A 21,777-nucleotide genomic window follows, 5' to 3' on the forward strand; every position below is an offset into this window, starting at 1 on the left:
AGGGGGAGGGCCTGGTGCAGGGTTGCCTCCAGGTGTTACACCGCCACCGCCTCAATTACTGGGTACGTTTCAGCAGCTATCGCAGTCTCCGGCTCAAGTGCAGAACTTTGTCTTCCAGCAACCGTCCCAAGGAGCTGTGGCATTTGCTGCAGGCTGTCAGAACCGATGGACAATTATTGTCACTCGTACCTTTAATGTTTTTCTTATGTTTGTCACATCGACTGACCCATTTGGTTTCACACAGGGCTTCATATTTCCAACGTATTCGTTTGGAAGATTTCCTTCATCCACTATTTTATGGTACAGCTGTTTCTAAAGGAAAGTAGCAGTGAAAAGAGCCTGATATTTCAGGCTCTTTTTATTTTATATGGTCAATTAGCCGAAGAATCACGGTCTTCGGCTTTTATATATGGATATAGGGTAGTTTATCTCTCGTGAAAGGCTTATTTCTTTTCCTTGCGCTGTACGTCTCCATTCCAGTTAAATTGCGGACCTGGGAATGAGGCGTTATTTATTCTTGATGACTTCTTGATACAATGCTTCCAGATGTTGCTGGACACTTCGAAGTTCATCTTTTCCTCTTAATGTAATATCGTATTGGGAACCTTTGTTAGTCAGATAACCTTCGCTCGTCAAATGATCCAGCTCTTGCTTAACTTGCTGCGGACTAAAATGATAGCCGTGGCTGTTGATTTCAGGTTGGATCTCCTCAGGTGTAATTGCATTTATATTTGCATGATACAACAGGTGAATTCGTGAAAATGGACTTTCGAAACCCGAATGCATGATGAAAGATCTCCTTTTCATAAATGGTAATGAATCAGGGTTATTATTTGTTTTTCTGTTCCCGCATTATACATTCCCCGATACAATTTTATTTACTATAATAAAGAAAACCATATAAGGAAGGATACATCATGACCAAACATCGGATTTATACAACGAGTGTCGCAAGTGTCTATCCCCATTATGTTACGAAGGCGGAGAGAAAAGGACGTACGAAAACAGAAGTCGATGAAATCATCTGTTGGTTGACAGGGTATAGCCAAGAAGAGTTCGGAATGCAACTGGAAAAAAAGACAGACTTTGAGACTTTCTTTGCGGAAGCTCCCCAAATGAATCCTTCACGGTCGTTAATCAAAGGTGTGGTCTGCGGTGTTCGAGTAGAAGACATCGAAGAACCAACAATGCAGGAAATTCGCTATTTGGATAAGCTGGTCGATGAGTTAGCTAAGGGAAAAGCAATGGAGAAGATTTTGCGGAAATAAAAATGTTGTGGCTGCTAGAAAGAGCGAGGGAGTTATAAATGAATGGAGGAGCAGATGTGTCGATGACAACTGCTCCTTTAATTTTGAAGAGGTTTTCCAGCCCTTTTATATCAGCTGCATGGTTGTAATGCATGTATCGTCGCTTTCAAACGTTGAAAATTTGGATTCCACAGTTTTCTCATTTTGGGTAATTGAGATATGATATTCTTTATCTCTCGGCAGCCATAAATCAATAAATCCATGGGAATTTGACGTTAATTTGTCATCTCGTATAACGTTTCCTTCGCTGTCTTCAATATACACCTCGAACTCCTTACTTACCAATTCTCCTCGGCATCCAGTCAAGCTATGGGTGGCACAAGGATGTGTTTGATCAATGTATGGTGCGATAGAAACAAAGAACTCGTCTTTCGGCAACGTATAGATTAACTGGCTATTATCCTGGTTTGTAACTATTAGTTGCGTAGAATTGATTGAAGCAGATTGGCCTTCTATATTGCCATTACTATAATCACTTACTAACTGTTTAATTTCTACGTCACTTTCTAAGAGCCCTGCGTTATTTTCTGACTGTTGGCTTATACACCCGCTTAATACAATAATTGAGACAATACTCATAAAAAACAATTGTTTTCTCATTGAATTACTCACCCCATTTTTCATATTATTCATAATTTGCATAAGTACCATAATTTGTATATACATCAAAAATGGCATTTAGTAAGTGATTTACTGCACTGACAAATACTATAGTTTTCTTGCTTTGAATACAAAAGTTACAGGAAGCATCTTCGCTTTTTTTGCAAATTCATTGTTATCTCCACAAGATTGTATGATTTCTTCATCAGATTGCTCAATCATTTGCTCAATGACAAATCCCGCTTTTGAGAGCGCATTCACATAGGTTGATAGTTTACGGTCCGATAATGTTAACGTGCTGTCTTCAAGAGAAACCGAATACCAAGATTCATCGAAATAACATTTTTTAAAAGCAAGCATATTATTTTCTGCAACAACACATTTGTGTATAGGGTGAGACCAACTGAAAATAAATACACCGTCTTTTTTAAGGTAAGAAGCAATCCGGCAAAAAGTACCCTCAAGATCGGTGGTCCAGCCAATGGCATAAACCGAATAAACAAAGTCAAAATAATTCTCTGGTATGCCGCATTTTTCTTCCATGGGAGAACAGATCAATCGCGCTGAAAGGCCGCACGTCGCCAAGTGCTGCCTTGTCTTTTCGATTTGGTTTTCTGACATATCCATACCCCATAGTTCAGATGCTTTACGTTCCCCGTGATATTGCAAAGATTGACCGCTTCCACAGCCGATCTCCAGCATCTTTTTTCCTGAGACATCACCAAAAAGCTGGCATTTTTCTTCTGAGACAAATGCTCCATAAAGAGGAAGTGAGGTTGCTCCTAAGATTTCATTTCCTTTTGTGTCCCAAAAGTTGCTGTTTGTTTTATGAATAGAATCCTTATCCATGTCGACCGAGATGGCGCTGCCAACCTCGCCAGCGCCTATAATGTTTGTTCTATTAACAGAATTCTTGTCCATGCCGACGTCCTCCCAAAATATAAATAATATGAGCCTAAACGATATTCCGACTTGCACATTATCCCAACAGCACAATTAAACACGAACACTTGTGCTGTTTTATCCATAATAATGTACCATTTTTCCATGAACAAATCTATCAAAAATAATTTTAAGGTTGATGTAAGGTTCGCATTAAAATGCTGTAAGATTGGGGCTTTAAGATTAGGTTTGTGCTTATGAATCTATGGATTTTAAGGAGAGACCTTAATGAAAACTATACTGTAAGCAAAAAACGTAAACAAAATCTTTGGCACAAAAGGAAATCTCTATACAGCGCTGCAAAACATCAATCTAAGCGTTGAAGAAGGTGAGGTCGTCGGCATCATGGGTCCTTCCGGGGCGGGAAAATCGACACTGCTGAACATCTTCTCGACCATCGATACGCCGACCTCCGGCGAAATCACGATCGACGGGCAAAACATCGTTGCCATGAACGAGGAGAAGCTGTCCGATTTCCGTCGCAATAAACTCGGGTTTATTTTTCAGGACTACAATCTGCTCGATACGTTGACGGTCAAGGAAAACATCCTGCTCCCGCTGGCCTTATCCGCCGATAGATATCATTCAGACCTACAAGTATATGGAAAAAGAACTGATGTCGACCGTTTTTATCGGGGAAAAGAAGGGAAACGGGGAACGCTACAGCTATTTGATTGGCTTTGAGAATCCTTACTTAGAGCGGAATATATTTACCTATGATATCCGAACGGTCGGACGGTTCCTTCAAATCGGAATGCTCACCTTGCTTTGCGTTGATGGCCTCATTGCACTCTGCATAGCCTATCTGTTCAGCAAAAGGTTAACCCGGCCGCTGTCCGCACTCATTGACGGGATTAAACAGCTGGCCCATAAAAACTACCGCGTTCACTACGAAACGAAGGGCATCTACAAGGACGTATTTTACAACGTCAACGTACTAACCGAGGAGCTGCGGGATTACTCGGAAATTATTGAACGGAAGTCACTTTATTTGAAAGATGTGATCGAGGATCTGAACCATTCCACCCGTCTGAGAAACAAGGGACTGACACTTAATTTGAAAAGCGTAAACATCGTCAGCCTCGTCCGGAACGCTGTCATCGATATGTTGAACGATGCTCAGTACGGCAACCGGAATATCGATTTCCGGTACAGCGACGAAGTGATCCTCGTCGAAGCCGACGAAATCCTGATTCGTCGCGCGGTCGCCAATTTGATCTACAACGCGGTCGTCCATAACGATGAGCATGTGGCGGTTGAAGTCAGTGTCGAGAAAGAAGGGGATTTCGTTCGCATCGTTGTCGAGGACCATGGAAAAGGAATCCGAGAAGAGGAGTTTGAGCGGATTTTCGACCGGTATTATCGCGGGACCCATACGGGGGAGCTTCACAAGGGATCCGGCCTTGGCATGGCCATCGCGCACGATATCGTGAAGGCTCACGGTGGGGAAATCCAAGTGGAGAGCGAGCTCCATCAAGGAACCAGAATCGAGATTTTGTTGAAAATTTAGAGATTCATTCATGTTGTGAATTAACCGATAATGTCCGCATAAATCAAAAGGCAGTCCATCATAGAGATGAGCTGCCTTTTGTTTTTTTAAGAAACTATAGAAAAAAGATTATCCCATAACCATGAAATCATCGTGCAATCTGCGGAGCCGGTATGCGTTCATGGCGAATACGCGCAGTTCCTCGAGAATGGTGTAATTCGCCCATGCGCCTGCAAAAGCGCCTATACCGGGCAGCATCTGCAGCATTTTCCGGAAGTCGATGGCGTCGCGATATTCGATTTGGAATGTCTCCCAGTCCATATTGCGGGAATATTCGGCGTCAGAGAGCCATATTTCTTTTTCAATATGCCAATTCTTGATGGAAGAGAGCAGCTTTGCACGGTTTTCCGGCCCCGAAAACGTCATTTGAAATACCTTTAGAATGAACACCCGCTCGGAAAAGTGTTTGGTGTCATAGCCGTAAACATGCGCTAGCTCGAACAAAAATTTCATCTTGATCGCAATTAATGCCGGAAAGTCTACCATGCTAAGCACAATGCCGCCTGCTCCAGTGCCGGCACCTTCGGCAACTGCGATTTTTTGGTACAGTGCAAACAACTCTTTCGCTTCTTGATCGGCAGACTCGAGTTCAGGAGAATACTTTACCGAACGGCTAGGCGTATATTCCGCGCCGAACAAGGCCGTGCGTACGATCGATCGGATGGTGGTCGTAATGATGTCATGTACCTTCGGGGGAATGATGTGGTTTATTCGATTTCCGATTGTTTTCGATGTTTTTTCCAGCCATCCCGGCGGTTTGAACATTTTTTGTTCCCAGTCGGCAAGTTCCCTCCGTATTTTACGTTCGTAATTCATCATCCATCGCTCCTTCAAGAACACATGACAATATTTTAACGAAATCCTCAGTGATTTGGAACAGACTACGGGAGGTGATTGCCCCCGACTAAAGACCAGCATCTGTATAGGACAGATAAGATCATAGTTGTAAAGTAGAATGATCTAGGAGATCAATCCAATTTTAGGTATAATAATTACCAGGAGAATAGACTGTGTTTATTTGCCCGCAACTAATATGGAAGAGTCGGCCAAATGGTATATTGAATACCTCGAATTGAAGTTGTTGCGTCCCGTGCAAGAGGATCAGGCAATGAAACAAAATGGAGCACGTGTGGCGGACATCGAAGATCATGGTGACTGCGGTCGTAATTTCACTGCTTATGATCCGGCCGGTAACAAGATAGATCTCTGGAGTGGCTGGCCAAAATAACTAAATCCAACTAATGGGTGTACATACTTAAAAGTCGCTTAAACGCGGCTTTTTTGTCTAACGAAATATATGACGGGTTACCCATGTCACAAATCACGCCTTTACATTGTTTTATGTGCAAAACGTAAAGGAGCTGATGAATGATGAACGACTTGACATGCATCGTCATCGGAGGTGGCCATGCCGGGCTTCAGGCGCTCAAGGCAATTCAGGAAACGACCCGAGGCATGGCGAATGGACGACGGATTCGCTTTGTCCTGATCGATAAGCAGCCCGGTCATGTTCGCAAAATGCTGTTGTTCCGGCCGGCCGTTGGCGAGGAAGAGATTATGATTCCCTGGACGCATTGGTTCCCAGAAGGAATCGAGTTCGTGCAAGGGTCGGTTACGTTCGTGGATCGTGAGGGAAAACAAATTCGGTATACGGATTCACAAGGAATTGAAGCCCGAATTCATTATGACCTTTTAGTTGTGACGGTTGGCAGCAGTGTTCGGCAACCGGATCCTGATCAGGGGGGAATTGCCTTAACTGATCCGCAAAACGCGGAAGTCATCCGGGAGCGCTGGCGTGCCAATCTGCGGCAAGCTGTTCGTGAAACTAATTTTAAAGAATGTAAGCGGCTAATGACAGTCGCAGTTGCGGGGGCGGGCATTAGTGGCGTTGAGACATCCGCTGAGCTGGCAATTGAAATGCAGAAGGAAGCATCGTCGTTAGGATTGAACTCGTCCGATATTTCTGTCTATTTGTTGAATGCGCAGGAACGGCTGTTCCCGGATGGGCCGGAGAAGGTTGGACTCAAGCTGGAATCCTTACTCGGCGAATGTGGTGTGACGGTGCTTCACAATCGCAAGGCAACGGGGGAGAAAGCAGGAATATTGACGCTCAACAATGGCGATTGTCTCCCGGTGGGTCTATGTATATGGACGATTGGTTTGATTCCGAATCCGGCTCTTCGCAGCATGGGCTTGCCACTTACCCCCAATGGCCAGGTGCTGGTTGATGAATCTTATCGCGTTCAAGGAGCGCCGGGTGTATACAGTATTGGCGACTGCGCGAGGATCGTCGACCCGAGAAACGGCGAGGCGGATCAAATGACATGCAAAGAGGGTGGCATACAAGCAGATCGATTGGGGAAAATCGTGATGGCCGATTTGGAGGGACGCCCCGCCCCAGTTCATAAAAAGGTTCCTTTGGAGTTCTTCTGTATTGGACTTGGGGAAAATCGCGGGTTGGTGTGGGGACGCAAACGAGGAATTAATATGATATTAACGGGCAAGATTGCGTGGAAATTCAGGAATATTGCATGGAAAGCAGGCAGTAAGCTTCTATAGAATAAAAAATGGACCGTTTTTGCATTTTTGAACAGCAAAGAAAAGGTGGAGCTCAGAATGGAAGAACTATACCAGCAATATAGAGCACTGTTATTCACGCTGGCCTATCAGCTAACTGGGTCCGCGGCAGACGCGGAAGATGCGGTACAGGACGTGTTTGTTAAGGCGTGCGACGTACATCCCGAACGTTTGGAGGAACCGAAGGCGTATTTGTGCAAAATGGTAACCAATCACTGCCTCAACCAGCAGAAATCGGCTCGAAAGAGGCGGGAGATGTACGTCGGTCCTTGGCTCCCCGAACCGGTTCGGACGCCTGATGAGGATACGATCGAGACAACAGTTGTTCGCTTCGACCTGCTATCTTACGCTATGCTCGTACTACTGGAACGGCTGACGCCGTCAGAGCGGACGGTTTTCGTCCTGCGTGAAGCGCTGGGCTTCGATTATCTCGAAATCGCTGATCTGATCGGCAAGCGGGAGGCAAATTGCCGCAAGCTGATGAGCCGGGCAAGAAGCAAACTCGGGATATCCGAGCAGGAGCCCGTAAAGGCCGATGAAACTGCAAAGGAATGGATTTATCGCTTCCTCATAACACTCGAGCAAGGGGATATCGATCATTTGCTGTCGCTGCTTAATGAGGACGTCATATTCTTTGCCGACGGAGGCGGCAAAGTTCTTGCGTTCAAGCACCCAATACAAACGCGCGAACAAGTGGCTCGGGTCTTGCTCGACGGATTCAGAACTATTCAGGGAACATTTCAGTTTGAGACCGTACCTCTGAACGGTGAGACCGGTATCGTAATCAGGTCGGAGAACGAAATCGTAGCCGCTATATTTATACAGCTCCAAGACGGAAAGCTAGCTAGAATGTTTGCCGTGCGTAACCCGGATAAGCTGGCTCGGGTATAAGTTCAATTGATCTAACCGCTATTTACTTTTCAGAAGATTGGTGTATACTACCAATGAACCAATACCATCCTCTAAAATAAGAGGGGCACAACACCATGTTGTGCCCCTTATTTTTTTCCATGATCGGTGACCAGATTAAGAGGTGGGAGGTAGTGAAGAATGATTCAAGAATTAGGGTTTAGCCCAACGGATCGAGTAGTCATCATCAATGCGGATGATTTGGGAGTGACGCGTTCCACGAATCAAGCAATTATGCAAATGTTCCAAAGTAACGCCATTACATCAACATCAATAATGGTATCGGCAGATGCTGCTCATGAAGCAGCGCTACAATGTACAAAGGAAAAATCTATGAATGTCGGAATACATATAACTTTGACCAGTCACAAAAGCCGTTACTATAAACCAATAAATAAACTGAGGAGGTCTTCTAGTTTAACCAATGAGCATGGATTCTTTTACGATGAGGGATCCGATTTTGAAAAGAATGCAGATCCAGATGAGGTAAGAATAGAAGTCGAGGCTCAAATTCAGACGGCAATTTCATTAGGAATAGAACCAACACATTTAGATAGCCATGCAGGAAGTATTTTAGGCCTTTATCATAGTCGTGATTTTTTAGAAGTTGTTTTTGACTTGTGCAAAAAGTATGCTCTTCCATTTTGTTTACCTATCAAGATACTGGAGCACCCGAGTTTTAGCTCAGAACAAAAACAAATGTTTAGACAAAGGATTAATCTAGCAAATCAACTTGGTATCCGATTGATTGACGATATAACTGGACTTACCTATCATTTTTCGAGTGATGAAGGTTATGAAGGAGCAAAAAAAGAGTTAATAAAGCAAATTAATAATCTGAAGCCTGGGATTACACAAATTACTACACATCCAGCTATTGTATCGGATGAACTTAAAGAATTGACAGAGTATTATGAGAATCGTGAAATTGAGTATCGACTTTACAATGATCCTGATGTGAAAGAACGGATTAAGAACCAAAACATTAAGTTGATATCCTGGAAAACAATTCGTGATTATCAGCGAAATAGTTTAAGTTAATTGCAAGCTAGTGATTACGTAAATAGTTCAGTTATCTGATGGATCTCAAGATATTTTACATGCGGATGTGGCGGTCGAGTCACTAGTACGACCCGAACTGGCCTTTCCGATTCTGTAGTATAATGAAAACACTTGGAGTTATAGGAGGGATCACATTCAATGTTTGGCGCTGAGATCAGCATCATGGAGTATTTTACGGAGCAAAACATCGAACTCTTTTTGGAACGTTTCCGCACGCTGGGGCCCCTGCCCGGCATTCTGCTAACTTTTCTGAAATCATTCGTTCCGCCACTGCCTACCATCGTGATCGTTGGCGCTAATGCCGCCATTTATGGGTTGTGGTTGGGTTTTTTATATTCGTGGATCGGCCTCGTAACGGGCAGCTTGCTTACGTTCTGGCTGATTCGCAAAGCGTCGGATACACCTTTTATTCGTCGCTGGGCGGCCAAACCGAAGGTACAGAAGGCCATGGTGTGGGCGCAGAGGAACGGATTTAGCTTCGTTTTTCTCTTAAGCATGCTCCCGATAGGACCGTTCGTCGTCATTAACATGGCAGCGGGATTAACGCGAATGCGGACGGTTTCTTTTGCGGCAGCCGTAGCTCTAGGCAAAGGAGTCATGGTATTCTGCGTTTCCTATATCGGAACGCATCTGTCCGATTTTATCAACCGACCCGTCGAGTTTATCGGAGTGGCGTTGTTTATTGCGGCTTCCCTATGGTTGAACCGGAGGTTTCAGGCATATTTTACGTCCTTGGCAGCTGTGACACCCGAGCCCGCGGACACCATGAAATAAGGCGGGGAAAACCCAAACATCTACAATAGGTAAAACCCAGTCCAAATCGGGCTGGGTTTTGTCATGTTCATAAGATGGGTAAGCTGATGAGAACGGCTTTTGGAGTGAACTTGAATTACCGTAGAGTTGAAGCCGTATACGAATATTTAGGAGGCAATGATGCTATGGCAGCTGTTAGACCAATGATTGCTATCACAGGAATCGGCACCGCGTTGCCGCCTTATCACATGGACCAGGCTGATACGGCAAGACGGATCGTTGACGCGCTAAGCAGTAACCCGGATTCAGCCCGTTGGGCTAGAAGAATATTTAAGCAATGCGGCGTCGAGAGCCGGTATACATGCGAGCCGGATCTGCTGCAAGAAGGATCGGTATGCCGTTATATGCCGCAAGAAGATCGTTCAAAAGTGCCGTCGACGGCAGAACGGATGGCGGTCTATAAGCGGGAATCCGTCCCCCTTGCTTTATCTGCGGCGAGATCGGCCTTAGCGGATGCGAAGATGGATGCAGAGCAGATCACGCATCTGATCACGGTTAGCTGTACCGGCCAATTCCTTCCGGGCATCGATGCGGTATTGATTCGAGAGCTAGGGCTTACGCCTTCGGTTATGCGAATCCCGCTGACCTTCATCGGATGCGCTGCAGGGATGAAGGCGATATGTTTGTCGAAGCAGCTGGTGTCCGGAGATCCGAATGCGAACGTATTGATTGTGTGCGTGGAATTGTGCACCCTCCATATTCAGCCTTCCGGCGATCGGGAAGCTTTGTTCGGCGCATCATTCTTCGGCGATGGAGCTTCGGCTTGCGTAATCGGTGTGGCATCTTCACAGCATCAGCATGTATACCAGCTTGGCGATGATCGTTCGGTGTTGCTGCCCGGGGGAGCCGATGAAATGATATGGGAAATCGGCAATGATGGGTTTGACCTATATCTGTCCCCGAATATTCCGAGATTGATTGGCGATCATGTTCCAGCCGAAGTAGCACATCTTGTTGGAGACGAGCCTCCCGAATTATGGGCGATTCATCCGGGAGGCAAAGGCATTGTCGAAGCGCTTCAATCGAAATATGGTCTGAGGGATGAACAGGTTGCACCAAGTCTTAGTGTCCTGCGAGAGATTGGAAATGTGTCATCCGCTACGATTTTGTTCGTTATGAAGAAGATGAGGGAACAACTGCAGGAGCAAGGTACAGAACGGGCCTCCGGAGTCGCATTAGCCTTCGGCCCTGGGTTGACTGCGGAGATGATCCAAATTACTTATGTTGCTTCCAGCGTGCCAGCCAAGCGCCGCACGGATGATGCGCATTATGTTTCCTAAACTGCATCGGCGGGCATCGGCGGCTGAGCTCATGGACGATTTCACAAGTGGCGGCGAGGAGCTTCGTGAAGCACTACGGGAGCTTCGCCGCTTGAATCGGCTGTTCGCAGCAAGCGCGCCAACGTTATACGGAATTAAGCAATTGTGGCGAGAGGCGGGCAAGCCGAAACATCTGTCCATTACAGACGTCGGTGCAGGCTCTGGTGATGTGAATCGGCGCGTTCTGCAGTGGGCATCGCGGCAAGGCATTGCCTTGATGATCACGCTGGTCGATATGACGGAAGAAGCTTGCGCCGAAGCGCGTCAATTATACCTTGATGAACCGCGTGTTCAGGTCATGCGCGGCAATTTATTTACACTCCCTGAGGCAGGAGCGGATATCGTGACAGGCACACAGCTTCTGCATCATTTTTCAGAGGAAGAGCTGCCTCGTGCAGTTGCAAGCATGCTGCGGGCAGCCCGGCTTGGCGTTGTCGTGAATGATATCCATCGGCACTGGATCGCTTGGACGGCGGTATGGTTTGCGACCCGGGTTATTTCATCGAACAGGTATATTTTGAATGATGGCCCTTTGTCCGTGGCTAAAGGCTTCCGCTCGCAGGACTGGAAGCGCCTTAAGCAGGTGATGGGGATCCATCAGATCATGTATTCCTGGAGGCCGTTGTTCCGTTATGCGGTCGTGATCGGTAAGCCTGATTCATATTTAAGCGGACGGAGCTGATCAAATTGGAGCATGATGTGGATGTCGTCGTTCTCGGGGGAGGCATCTCGGGAAGCTGTATCGCTAAGGCACTCGCGGATAAGCAGTGGGAGACGGCCTTGGTCGATCGGCGGACCTTCCCGCGTCATAAGGTGTGCGGGGAATTCCTTTCGCCAGAAGCCCAGAGCACGCTGCACGCCCTAGGATTAACCGAGACGGTCGTGTCTCTTCATCCAACGCGGATTGATCGGGTTCGGCTCATCTTCGAGCAGGGTGGTGAAATCGAGCTACCGATCCCTGGCTCTGCCTGGGGACTTAGCCGATACATGATGGATGAGGCGCTGCATACAGCCGCGATGCAGACCGGAGCACAACTGCACCTATCAACCGCGGTTACTGGAATTGAGCAGCATAGTGAAGGTTATATTGTTCGAACGAAGCAGGGAACGGGTACGAAGCTGTTGCATGCCAGGGCTGTCATTGCTGCCTGGGGTGCGAATTCGCGGATTGCGAATGCAGGACATCGTTCAGATGCAGCAGCTTCAGAGCAAGCCTACATTGGCGTTAAAACCCATTATGCCGGTTTAAAGATGGAGCCGGTGCTTGAGATGTATTTCTTCCACGGTGGATATTTAGGATTATGTCCGGTTGAGGATGGCAGCGTGAATGCTGCGGCGCTGCTTAACCGTAGCGAATTTGTAAAGGCGGGAAAATCAGTGTTGTCCATTCTGGAAGCGGCGATTCAGCGCAACCGGAGGCTCGCCGAGCGGCTTGCAACAGCTGTGCCCGTCCACGATACGCAAGCTGCTATCGCCCCCGTCTATCTACAGCATAAGCCATCGCCATGGGGCGGGATTCCTCGGCTAGGAGACGCTGCCGCGATGATCGCTCCGCTGTGCGGTGACGGGATGTCCATGGCGCTGCGCTCGGCGGCATTATGCGCTCCGCTCGCCGACAGTTTTCTGCGGGGAAGCATTTCTTTACTGGAATGGGAACAACGCTATACGCAAACGGTCCGGCAGGAATTCGCCAGTCCTTTAAGATGGGGCAGCCTGCTGCAATGGCTCATGGGCAAGCCTGCCGCTCAGCAACTTTTGCCAAGCGCGGCCCGATTCGCGCCTTTGCTGGCAAACCGTTTATTTCGAGCGACAAGATTGAAGCCGCTAGAGCCGCTGGAATTTTATACGAAGTGCTGATTGAAAATCAATCGAACGATATACGCTGCTACACGGCCTCTTCTAAGTTAGTTGAACTTGGAAGAGGCTTTTTGCTGCAAACATAGTTTATTATGTAGAAAAAGTTGGGTCTTTGAAATTAATATGTGAAGAAAACACCCGAGGAATCATTCGTTCGTTTCCGATGTCACAAATCAGAGCCTTATATTGTTATATGGGCAAAACGTAAAGGAGCTGAGGAAAAATGAACCTCGCACTGTGGATCGCAACCGGACTGCTCGCTGTAGTAGCCCTGTCCGGCGGTATTAACAAGACATTCTTACCCAAGGAGAAACTGGCCGAGTACCCTTTCGGGGGATGGGTCAAAGATTGTAGCGTCGGTTTCCTCAAGACTATAGGAATCCTCGAAATCCTGGCTGCGATAGGCCTGATCCTGCCCGCCTTAGTCGGCATCGCGCCGCTGATGGTGCCGGTGACTGCTGTCTGCTGGGTGTTGGTGATGATCGGCGCGATCATCATCCACCTTCGCCACGGCGACGTCATACCAGTGGTGGGGAACCTGATTTATCTTGCGCTGGCAGCATTCATAGCGTGGGGCCGTTTCGAACCCGGCTTCTTACTTCCTCAATCCTTTTAACTCCGGCCTTGAGAAATATGGACTTCAGATGATCTTAAACCTTCCCAACCCAGCTACGAGAACAAAATGTGTCACATCATAGGTCAGGGGTCTACTAAATCTTTTGAATCGCTCCGTGAGAATAGTATCGATCGGGTGTTGCCAGACGGCTGCAGTGACATTATATTTGAACATGATCTTAAGAAAATGAATTTAAGACTTTGCTTTATAGATTCATTGACGAGCCATTTACTATAACCTACGATCAACATCGTCCTGTAAGAACCCTGCTGAATTTACCCTTGGTCATAATGTAAGTAGCAAAGAAGAGGTTGATCAGGTAATGGATGAAGCGAAGAAGGCTGGTGCTACTATTACAGTCCCGGCACAGGATACCTTTTGGGGTGGTTACTCTGGCTATTTTCAAGATCCTGATGGTCATTTATGGGAAGTAGTTTGGAACCCGCAATGGGAAATTTGAAATGGAATCCGTTAGGATGACGCCAAAATATTTATCCCTTTACTTAGACGATGATCGAGGCGTATAATCCGTTAAGACATCGGAGTGAGAAGAGGGAAATTGATTATGAACAATGGGTTGGTCAATGCTATTATCGCGTATATCATGTGGGGGGTACTCCCGCTTTATTGGAAATTGTTTAACGATGTGCCGGCAGGCGAGATTCTGTCACATCGGGTTGTCTGGTCGTTCGTCTTCATGGGTATTCTCGTCGCCGTCCAGCGTCGCTGGGGTGACATAAAGCGGATTGCGGCTAGCCGCTCGCTTCTGCTGTCGCTCACCGCTAGCGGACTGCTGATCGCTGCTAATTGGCTCATCTTCATTTGGGCGGTCAACAACGATCATGTCGTCGAGACAAGTCTCGGCTATTATTTGAACCCGTTGCTGAACGTGCTGCTTGCGGTTGTCTTCCTTCGTGAGAAGCCAAACCGTGGCCAATGGCTCGCGATAGCCATCGCTGGCGCCGCGGTGCTCATCATCGCCATCGACTACGGACGGTTCCCATGGATCTCAATCACACTGGCCGCGACGTTTGGCTTGTACGGCCTCGCGAAGAAGAAGATCGGACAAGACGCTTCTGTAGGCTTGCTGTCGGAGACGGCTGTAGTCCTGCCCATTGCGCTCGGCTACTGGATCTATTTGGCCGCCGTGGGAAAGACGACGGCATGGACGCTACCTGTGTCCACGTTCGTCGAACTGCTTCTTTCCGGCGTGGTAACAGCGCTACCGCTGCTTTTCTTTGCGCGAGCGGCCGCCCGAATGGCGCTGTCCACGCTCGGCTTCGTACAATACATTGGGCCGACGATCATGCTGATACTGAGCGTATTCGTGTTCAAGGAATCGGTCTCGCCGGTTCTTCTCATCGGCTTCGCGCTCATCTGGACAGCGCTACTCGTATACGCTGCGGCATCGGTTCGCGGCACGAAACTCGCGAAAGCGCGCTGACGGAAAACATGTCCGCCCGGTACCGTCATCACAGCCATTTCCGTCCGCTGGGGGGAGATGGCTGTTTTCTGTTTGGGTTTCAATGATTGACTTGATTGTAGCGCTATCGCAAAAATTTTGTTATGTTAATTTTAGGTAATGTACTTACTTAAAAGTAAGGGGATGATTTATCAATGATTCATCAGCGTGAATGTCCAGTTGAGACACTCATTCATGTTTTAGGCGGCAAATGGAAGCCAATGATTTTATGGCATTTGATTGGATCCACAAAGAGATTCAACGATCTGGAAAAGCTTATACCTGACGTTTCACAAAAAATGCTTTCACAACATCTCCGAGATTTGGAACGAGAAGGCATAATAGATAGAACGGTCTACCCTGTTGTCCCTCCAAAAGTAGAATATTCTCTTAGTGAATACGGCAGAACATTGATTCCTGTAGCAGAAGTCATGTGTGCTTGGGGAGAAAATCATAATAAGCGGAAATATGAAGAGTCAGCGTCATAAACCTGGTTCAATAAACTTGTACACTAATTCAATCCACTTAAAACAAAAGCTGCCACGGGATTCCGGGCAGCTTTTGTTTACCTACAGTCACACTCCTCGGATGAATTAATTATTGGGTTCGAGATCATGTCATGCTTACTTTTAAGTAAGTATCCTACTTTAAAGTAGGTTCTTAACATCATTTTGAAGCGATGCTAAGCTTGAGTCAACCAAACATTGGATCCATTTAAGAGGAGGAAAGACCAATGAAAGTTATTGTTTTTGGAGCGACGGGGAATACAGGGAAGAGAGTGTTGGTACAAGGGATAAAAATAGGGCATGAAATGACCGCATTTGTGCGAAATTCAGAGAAGCTTTATGATCAGCTAGGTAAGCATTCCGCCAAGCATGTAAAGGTGATCGTAGACGATATTATGGACCCGGTGACCGTCGGTGAGGCGCTCGCACATCAAGACGCCGCTATTATTGCGGCCGGCCATGCGGGCCAGGGAGAAGAATTTGTTCGTATGGTCGATAACATCGTAAGCCAATGTGAATTGGAGTCTAGTTTCTCTGGGCGGGTATGGATCATGGGAGGAGCTGGTCTGTTGGAGATTCCATATACTGATCATATCGGCAACAATTTACCGGGCTTCCCACCTGAGTATAAAAATCACAACCGGAATTTCGAAAGGCTGCAACAGACTGGGCTCGATTGGTCCATAATGTGTCCGGGAACAATGATGGATTCGAGAGAGCACCGAGATTCAGTTCATCTACATGTAACAACGGAAACTTTGCCCATTCCGATTCCGGAGACGATCAAGGAATATACCGAGGCAGATATAGCCGGTCACTTGTTCAGCCGACTTCAAGAGCTGAATGTTGCTTATGACGATGTCGCGAAATGTATGTTGGACCATCTTGAGCTCGGAGGAGCGTTTAAAAGAAAAAGGGTCGGTCTAGCCTATCAAAGCAATATTACAGTGCGCTGAGGAGAAGGGGGATAATGGGGTTGTTTGGATTACTGCTCGTTTTGCATATATTGGCTTCAATCACCATAATTGGCTCCGCTTTCGTGATGCCCATCATTCGGAGATCCGCTAGAACCGTCGGCCAGCTGCACTTTGCTTTTGGTATAACGACCAAACTTGCCATAATGCCTAAAATTGGCGGAGCCGTACTTATTATAACCGGGGTTTGGCTTATGATCATAACCAAGATGGGATTATCCCAAATGTGGCTGAATGTATCCATCCTTTTATCGCTGCTCATGGTCGTCATGATCGACGGATGGATCGAGCCGCGAATGAAAAAAATCATAAAGATCATATCTGAAAGTCAAGACCAGATTAATGAAATACCCGCCGAGTTCGGAATGCTGATAAAAAAGATCGTACCCATCGAGACGGCAGTACAGCTGCTGATGATTGCCATATTGGTGCTTATGGTCGTTAAGCCATTCTAGCTTTACGGAAGCTTCCTTTTTGGTTCATTGAAGTAGTGGGCAGGATTGTTCAATGTTAATAGCGTATATTAAAGAGGTGCCTCCCGATACTTCTAGTTCAAAAGGGTGAGTGAATTGACAATGGATGCTAAAGCGAATGAAACGAAGCAATCATTATTAAATAGATTGAAAACGCTGGCAAAGAAACTCAAAGCAAACTTGTTGGTGATGTATTTTGCATATCGTGACGCACGAGTACCCTTATTTACGAAAATATTTGCAATTTGCGTTGTTGCGTATGCTTTTAGCCCTGTGGACTTGATACCAGATTTTATACCGATACTTGGATACCTTGATGATTTAATTCTTGTACCGTTAGGTGTTTACATTGCCCTACGACTGTTTCCCAAAGAAGTGCTTGAAGAATACAGAGCAAAGGCAGAGGAACAAAGAAAATTAGGCAAACCTAACAATTGGATTACAGGCACACTCATAATAGCCGTTTGGATTGCATTAGCAGTATGGAGTGGTTCGTATATCTATGGACTGTTGAAGTAACCGGGAACGATAGATTCAGTCCATGCGCACTTTGCCGCCAAAATGGCGGCTTTTGTTGTTACATAAGGTCTAATTGATGGCTTTGTATTATTTATTGGTTAAGGAAGTGGAACGAGATGAAAGGTATCGAGATAGCAAAGAAATTGCAGATAAGCACGAGTGCATTAAGGCATTACGAAGCTTGGGGACTTATACCTAAAGTGGAGAGATCAGAAAACGGCTATCGCAATTATACAAAGGAACATGAAGCTTATTTTCAATGCATACGAGCAATGAATACTGGTTTTGGAATGGATATGATTAGAAAGGTTATGCCACGCATAAGGAATGGGGAGATACTTGATGCTTTATGGCTAATCAACGAAGCTCAAGTTAATCTGCATGCAGAGAAGGAAGCTGCACAAAGAACCGTTGATATGCTTGATTTAAAAGAGCTGATAGATCTCCCAAAGTACACCTCTAAAAATACGTTTACGATTGGAGAGGTAGCTAAAGAAGCGAATGTATCTGCTTCTGCGATTCGACATTGGGAGAAGGAGGGTTTAATCAGACCCGAGCGAGACAAAGAGAGTGGATTCCGAATAGTCCTTCTGATATTCGTAAGGTACTTATCATCCGAACGGTTCAAAGATCAGCTTACTCCTTGAATATTGTTCGTGAAGTATTGTCGGGGATAGATAATAACAATAACATTGGTCAAGTTAAGCAAATTGCTCGTGAATCTCTACAATTCATTGATCAAGCTTTGATTGAACAGGTACGCGGCATCGCTTCTTTACATCATCTTCTTGATGTTATTGCAAAGAAGGAAGTACAGTAGGAAATTCTAATCGACAGTTAGAGTCAATAGGGAACAATGGACGTTGTATAACGGCCATGGGGAAACGAAAATTCAATTTAAGTAGGCAGCTGATCAGAAGATTGGCTGCCTTTCTTCAAATTACTTAAAGTTAAATATTAAACTACATGACGGGTTGCATGATTACTAGTTCTATAATAAAAGAAATAAATGAATAAACCTTAGCATTTGCATGAATGAAATAAAATTAATATGTAATTAATAAAATGTGATTAATGGAGGTTGATCAATTGTCTACAAACCTAAATAAGAACCACATTTTTGTCGCAATGGATGGAAACGATTCGGCCAATGGATCATTTGAGACACCGCTGGCTACCTTCAGAGAGGCACAAGCTCGCGTTCGTAAGATGAGTGCTTTAATGGATTCAGATATTACGGTTAACTTTCGGGCGGGTCATTACTTTCTTGATGAGCCGCTTGAATTTCTAAGCGATGCTGGGGATTCTGGAAGAGAAGGCTTTCGAGTTATTTATCAAGCCTTCGGCTTTAGTACGAAACAGCAGGAGTCCGTTATGCTTAGTGGAGGCAAACCGCTTACTGGCTGGACATTACATGATCCGAAATTTAATATTTGGAAGACCTCGATCGGTGATCGTAAACCACGACAATTGTTCATCAATGACAAACGAGCAGAACGTGCTGCAGTGGACAGTTTAAAGGGCGCATGGATCCAAACCGATACTGGTTATAAGGTGACAGGGCTGACAGAAAGAAGATGGAGCAATGACAAAGATCTGGAATTCGTATACACGGGCATTTATCCGTGGTCAGAAGCGCGTATGGGCGTCGCTTCGGTTGAAACCGTCGGATCCGAGACTATTTTCACCATGACACAGCCTGCTTACGATAATGCTGTCAAACTGTATCAAAGTACAATGCCTGAGGCGTCCACAGATGGTGACAACTATATAGAATACGAAATGTATGGACTTTCCCGCCCAACCCAGATCGAAAATGCTTTGGATTATCTTCAGAAGCCTGGCTCCTTCGCGGTCGGCTCTTCACAACCAGGAAACCATTTCTTGTATTATATACCTCGTGAGGGTGAGGATATGGATCTGATTCAAGCTGTAATTCCCGTACATGAATCCCTGATTGACGGTAGAGGTACTCCTGATAATCCACTAAGAAACCTTGTGTTTCAAGGCTTTACCTTTGCACATGCTACATGGCATCGTCCTAGCGGACCGGATGGATTCCTGCATTATCACGGAGCCACTTATTACAACGGAGGCGATGTCCATTCCGTAGAATGGGCGGCGGGCGCATCATTGAACGTTCCAAGTCATCCCGAAGTTACGCCAAGCGCTTTACGATTTGAAAGTGCAGTGAATATTTTATTACAGTACAACCAATTCATTCATTTAGGAACAGGTGCGATTGAATTTACTACAGGAAGTTCCTCTAATTACATCAAGCACAATCGTTTCCACGATATCTCGGCTACAGCAATTATGATAGGTACGGATCTTGCTGGTTTTGAAGAGGGTAAAACGTCGAACAATTACATGGAGTACAATCATATTCAAAATACAGGTTGCGAGTATCATGGCTCCTCCGCCATATTGCTCATGAACACACAGTATTCAACTATAGCTCATAATCAAATCAATGACGTACCACACTGCGGTATTGTTGTATATGGCGGGAAAATGGCTCGCGGAGTTGAAATATTAAATAATCTCGTGTTTAACACCATGAAGAAGTTGGCCGACGGCGGAGGCATTTATCTTGCAGAAAGCCAAGGGACTTCTGAAGCCGATGCTGCCATCGTCAAAGGCAATGTGATATACAATACAATAACGTCTTACAATTTCAGCTTATATGTGGATTATGGTGCTCGCTGGATCTTAATTGAAAACAACGTGATCTACGGAGGCGATGCACCTGTCGTCCTGCATGTCATGCCTCCAGCTCAAAATATAACTTATAAAAAGAACTATTGGGATCAACATCCGCAAGGTTTCGATGTACCGCCAAAGGGAATTACATTAGAAGATAATCATATTATTCATGGGGAGACTTTCGAAGTCGCCATTTCGCAATATACTGAGGCACAAGTTATCGCAGGTAACGCTGGAGTGGAAAAAGAATAAGTTGAACCATGATAAACATTGTAGATTAAAACAAATGTCCAAACCTAAATCACTCCCTCACGCAGGCGTAGCTGCTATTCGGGAGTGTTTTCGAAAAATGCTGTTCCTATTCGGATTCGCTAATATCGTAACGGGCTCGCTCTGTCTCCACCATCATCGTCTGGTTGTCCATCCGGGTCTGCATTATTTTCTCCACCGGAATTAGAAATGTATTCTCTGGCAGGGGAAGCTCTGTACCACCCGGCTGGATAACCCGGCCTTCTCCTCGCAAAATCAACACCGATTCATTCGTGTAACCATCTAATGCATGGGTATGATCATCATGTATGCCCTTATGTTCCAGCTTGAGTTGGACCTCGTCGGTATCTCCTTGCTCCACTTTGCGAATATGCAGGTTTCCGCCGATATGATTATCGAGCCAGTCCATTATGGACTGCAGGTTTTCACTCATCAGCCTCGTCTACCTTTCGTTTCGTGAGCGCATTCGGCGATACGGTGGTGCAGGAGCCCTGAAAACCGTCATTCATCTTCAGTTCATCGAGGTGCTCCCGCATATTCTTATCAGTAGGTAACTCAGCCGTCAGCTTCACGGACGAGTGAAATTCTACGTGTCCGCGTTTTTCAGTGTTGCTCATTTATCGCACTCCCGTCTGGTTATAAATAGTGCCAAAGCCGAATGCACGTAGTATTACCTTCTCCCAATTGAATTATTCTGCTTCCCGATTCTTGCATTTTGGCTGTATCATGTTAGTTTAATAGAAAGACTGATTGTCCGATGAACGAAGGCTTCTTTTAATAGATATCGAGTATAAGCGGTTTGTGAGGGGGGATGAATGGTTTACCATCTGTGGAAAACAGTGATACTTGTTGGTCTCTGCAGGACATGATATATTAATCATCCAGCCGCGAAATGGTTGGACGATAAGCGAACAGGAAGGATTTTCTTCTTGCCTTGAAGCTTGTGAAAGTAGTATATTAATATTCCGGCCAATTGAGAGATGGTATTAATGCCAACTGAAACCGGAGAAGCAAACAATCGAAGCAGTAAGTTGGAAAAACTTACGCCTTGAAATGAGCTTGGCTGATATGTTACATTAGTTTTCCTACCGGTTGAACTGGTGGGGCGGTAAGCAAAATGGAAGGTTTTACTTCTTGCAATGAAGCTTATCGGCATGATATATTAATCTTCCGGCGCTTTTAAAGGCCGAAACGAGAAGCAAAGTTGATCTTTGAAAACTGAACAACGAGTGAGCGGGTTTCACGCAAGTGAAATCTAAAAATTAGAGTCAGATGCAAATCTGATCTCGTCAGATTCAAAATGAGCAAGTCAAACA

26 protein-coding genes and 2 pseudogenes are annotated in these 21,777 nt (G+C 45.8%); 21 read left to right on the forward strand and 7 right to left on the reverse strand.

The annotated features are described in order from the left end of the window. Positions 1 to 35 precede the first annotated feature (35 nt). Together ACYUJT_RS06735 and ACYUJT_RS06740 are read right to left on the reverse strand one after the other, a co-directional pair. Positions 36 to 173, reverse strand: a complete 138-nt coding sequence (locus ACYUJT_RS06735) for a hypothetical protein (protein WP_460319674.1) — start codon at positions 171 to 173, stop codon at positions 36 to 38. Positions 174 to 507: 334 nt separating this feature from the next. Further along, a complete protein-coding gene (locus ACYUJT_RS06740; protein WP_460319675.1) occupies positions 508 to 786 on the reverse strand; it encodes a hypothetical protein in 279 nt (92 codons plus the stop codon). A gap of 131 nt (positions 787 to 917) precedes the next feature. On the opposite strand from ACYUJT_RS06740, the gene ACYUJT_RS06745 reads away from it, so the two are divergent. Continuing rightward, on the forward strand, positions 918 to 1,268 hold the full coding sequence (locus tag ACYUJT_RS06745) for a DUF2200 domain-containing protein (protein WP_460319676.1): 351 nt from the start codon (positions 918 to 920) through the stop codon (positions 1,266 to 1,268). Between the two features lie 105 nt (positions 1,269 to 1,373). On the opposite strand, the gene ACYUJT_RS06750 is transcribed toward ACYUJT_RS06745, so the two are convergent. Then, entirely contained in the window at positions 1,374 to 1,907 is a 534-nt protein-coding gene (locus tag ACYUJT_RS06750; RefSeq protein ID WP_460319678.1) for a CueP family metal-binding protein, read from the reverse strand. Between the two features lie 108 nt (positions 1,908 to 2,015). Then, on the reverse strand, positions 2,016 to 2,828 hold the full coding sequence (locus tag ACYUJT_RS06755) for a class I SAM-dependent methyltransferase (protein ID WP_460319679.1): 813 nt from the start codon (positions 2,826 to 2,828) through the stop codon (positions 2,016 to 2,018). Positions 2,829 to 3,113: 285 nt separating this feature from the next. On the opposite strand from ACYUJT_RS06755, the pseudogene ACYUJT_RS06760 reads away from it, so the two are divergent. Next, positions 3,114 to 3,419: pseudogene (locus ACYUJT_RS06760) on the forward strand (ABC transporter ATP-binding protein); the annotation flags it as partial. A gap of 46 nt (positions 3,420 to 3,465) precedes the next feature. Then, the gene (locus ACYUJT_RS06765; protein ID WP_460319680.1) at positions 3,466 to 4,359 is read left to right on the forward strand and encodes a sensor histidine kinase; all 894 of its coding nucleotides are present in this window, start codon (positions 3,466 to 3,468) and stop codon (positions 4,357 to 4,359) included. Between the two features lie 108 nt (positions 4,360 to 4,467). Here ACYUJT_RS06765 and ACYUJT_RS06770 read toward each other — a convergent pair whose 3' ends face one another. Beyond that, positions 4,468 to 5,214, reverse strand: coding sequence for an EcsC family protein (locus ACYUJT_RS06770; protein WP_460319682.1), 747 nt, complete (start codon positions 5,212 to 5,214; stop codon positions 4,468 to 4,470). A 217-nt stretch (positions 5,215 to 5,431) separates the two neighbouring features. Between ACYUJT_RS06770 and ACYUJT_RS06775 the strand changes: the two genes are divergently transcribed. From ACYUJT_RS06775 to ACYUJT_RS06860, 18 genes and pseudogenes are all read left to right on the forward strand, one after another. Next, positions 5,432 to 5,626, forward strand: coding sequence for a VOC family protein (locus tag ACYUJT_RS06775; RefSeq protein WP_460319684.1), 195 nt, complete (start codon positions 5,432 to 5,434; stop codon positions 5,624 to 5,626). 143 nt (positions 5,627 to 5,769) lie between these two features. Next, positions 5,770 to 6,957 (forward strand): NAD(P)/FAD-dependent oxidoreductase, encoded by a 1,188-nt coding sequence (locus tag ACYUJT_RS06780; RefSeq protein ID WP_460319686.1) that lies wholly within the window; start codon positions 5,770 to 5,772, stop codon positions 6,955 to 6,957. Between the two features lie 57 nt (positions 6,958 to 7,014). Further along, complete coding sequence (sigJ, locus tag ACYUJT_RS06785; RefSeq protein ID WP_460319688.1) at positions 7,015 to 7,866, forward strand: RNA polymerase sigma factor SigJ; 852 nt, start codon at positions 7,015 to 7,017, stop codon at positions 7,864 to 7,866. 159 nt (positions 7,867 to 8,025) lie between these two features. Further along, positions 8,026 to 8,925 carry a polysaccharide deacetylase family protein gene (locus ACYUJT_RS06790; RefSeq protein ID WP_460319690.1) on the forward strand — a complete coding sequence of 300 codons (900 nt, stop codon included), beginning with the start codon at positions 8,026 to 8,028 and terminating at the stop codon, positions 8,923 to 8,925. Positions 8,926 to 9,084: 159 nt separating this feature from the next. Next, complete coding sequence (locus ACYUJT_RS06795) at positions 9,085 to 9,720, forward strand: TVP38/TMEM64 family protein (RefSeq protein WP_460319692.1); 636 nt, start codon at positions 9,085 to 9,087, stop codon at positions 9,718 to 9,720. A 164-nt stretch (positions 9,721 to 9,884) separates the two neighbouring features. Further along, the gene (locus ACYUJT_RS06800; protein ID WP_460319694.1) at positions 9,885 to 11,039 is read left to right on the forward strand and encodes a type III polyketide synthase; all 1,155 of its coding nucleotides are present in this window, start codon (positions 9,885 to 9,887) and stop codon (positions 11,037 to 11,039) included. Then, positions 11,029 to 11,760, forward strand: coding sequence for a methyltransferase domain-containing protein (locus tag ACYUJT_RS06805; RefSeq protein WP_460319695.1), 732 nt, complete (start codon positions 11,029 to 11,031; stop codon positions 11,758 to 11,760). Before ACYUJT_RS06800 ends, ACYUJT_RS06805 begins: the two co-directional genes overlap by 11 nt. A gap of 5 nt (positions 11,761 to 11,765) precedes the next feature. Then, positions 11,766 to 12,935, forward strand: a complete 1,170-nt coding sequence (locus tag ACYUJT_RS06810) for an NAD(P)/FAD-dependent oxidoreductase (protein WP_460319697.1) — start codon at positions 11,766 to 11,768, stop codon at positions 12,933 to 12,935. Positions 12,936 to 13,158: 223 nt separating this feature from the next. Beyond that, the gene (locus tag ACYUJT_RS06815) at positions 13,159 to 13,551 is read left to right on the forward strand and encodes a DoxX family protein (protein WP_460319699.1); all 393 of its coding nucleotides are present in this window, start codon (positions 13,159 to 13,161) and stop codon (positions 13,549 to 13,551) included. A gap of 265 nt (positions 13,552 to 13,816) precedes the next feature. Further along, positions 13,817 to 14,011, forward strand: a pseudogene (locus ACYUJT_RS06820) (VOC family protein); the annotation flags it as partial. A 105-nt stretch (positions 14,012 to 14,116) separates the two neighbouring features. After that, positions 14,117 to 14,995: an EamA family transporter RarD gene (rarD, locus tag ACYUJT_RS06825; protein WP_460319816.1), complete on the forward strand. Its 879-nt coding sequence runs from the start codon at positions 14,117 to 14,119 to the stop codon at positions 14,993 to 14,995. A gap of 173 nt (positions 14,996 to 15,168) precedes the next feature. Next, complete coding sequence (locus ACYUJT_RS06830; RefSeq protein WP_460319700.1) at positions 15,169 to 15,501, forward strand: winged helix-turn-helix transcriptional regulator; 333 nt, start codon at positions 15,169 to 15,171, stop codon at positions 15,499 to 15,501. Positions 15,502 to 15,746: 245 nt separating this feature from the next. Beyond that, positions 15,747 to 16,475 (forward strand): NAD(P)-dependent oxidoreductase, encoded by a 729-nt coding sequence (locus tag ACYUJT_RS06835; RefSeq protein WP_460319701.1) that lies wholly within the window; start codon positions 15,747 to 15,749, stop codon positions 16,473 to 16,475. A gap of 14 nt (positions 16,476 to 16,489) precedes the next feature. After that, the gene (locus tag ACYUJT_RS06840; protein ID WP_460319702.1) at positions 16,490 to 16,948 is read left to right on the forward strand and encodes a DUF2269 family protein; all 459 of its coding nucleotides are present in this window, start codon (positions 16,490 to 16,492) and stop codon (positions 16,946 to 16,948) included. 114 nt (positions 16,949 to 17,062) lie between these two features. Further along, positions 17,063 to 17,485 (forward strand): YkvA family protein, encoded by a 423-nt coding sequence (locus tag ACYUJT_RS06845; RefSeq protein ID WP_460319819.1) that lies wholly within the window; start codon positions 17,063 to 17,065, stop codon positions 17,483 to 17,485. 116 nt (positions 17,486 to 17,601) lie between these two features. Further along, positions 17,602 to 18,132, forward strand: coding sequence for a MerR family DNA-binding transcriptional regulator (locus tag ACYUJT_RS06850; protein ID WP_460319704.1), 531 nt, complete (start codon positions 17,602 to 17,604; stop codon positions 18,130 to 18,132). Beyond that, positions 18,129 to 18,305, forward strand: a complete 177-nt coding sequence (locus tag ACYUJT_RS06855; RefSeq protein WP_460319706.1) for a hypothetical protein — start codon at positions 18,129 to 18,131, stop codon at positions 18,303 to 18,305. Before ACYUJT_RS06850 ends, ACYUJT_RS06855 begins: the two co-directional genes overlap by 4 nt. Positions 18,306 to 18,574: 269 nt before the next feature. Continuing rightward, positions 18,575 to 20,443 (forward strand): right-handed parallel beta-helix repeat-containing protein, encoded by a 1,869-nt coding sequence (locus ACYUJT_RS06860; RefSeq protein WP_460319707.1) that lies wholly within the window; start codon positions 18,575 to 18,577, stop codon positions 20,441 to 20,443. Between the two features lie 106 nt (positions 20,444 to 20,549). On the opposite strand, the gene ACYUJT_RS06865 is transcribed toward ACYUJT_RS06860, so the two are convergent. Then, positions 20,550 to 20,870 carry a hypothetical protein gene (locus ACYUJT_RS06865; RefSeq protein WP_460319708.1) on the reverse strand — a complete coding sequence of 107 codons (321 nt, stop codon included), beginning with the start codon at positions 20,868 to 20,870 and terminating at the stop codon, positions 20,550 to 20,552. 16 nt (positions 20,871 to 20,886) lie between these two features. Beyond that, entirely contained in the window at positions 20,887 to 21,078 is a 192-nt protein-coding gene (locus ACYUJT_RS06870; RefSeq protein WP_460319709.1) for a hypothetical protein, read from the reverse strand. Positions 21,079 to 21,777: the final 699 nt, after the last annotated feature.

Source organism: Paenibacillus sp. YSY-4.3 (assembly GCF_054767475.1).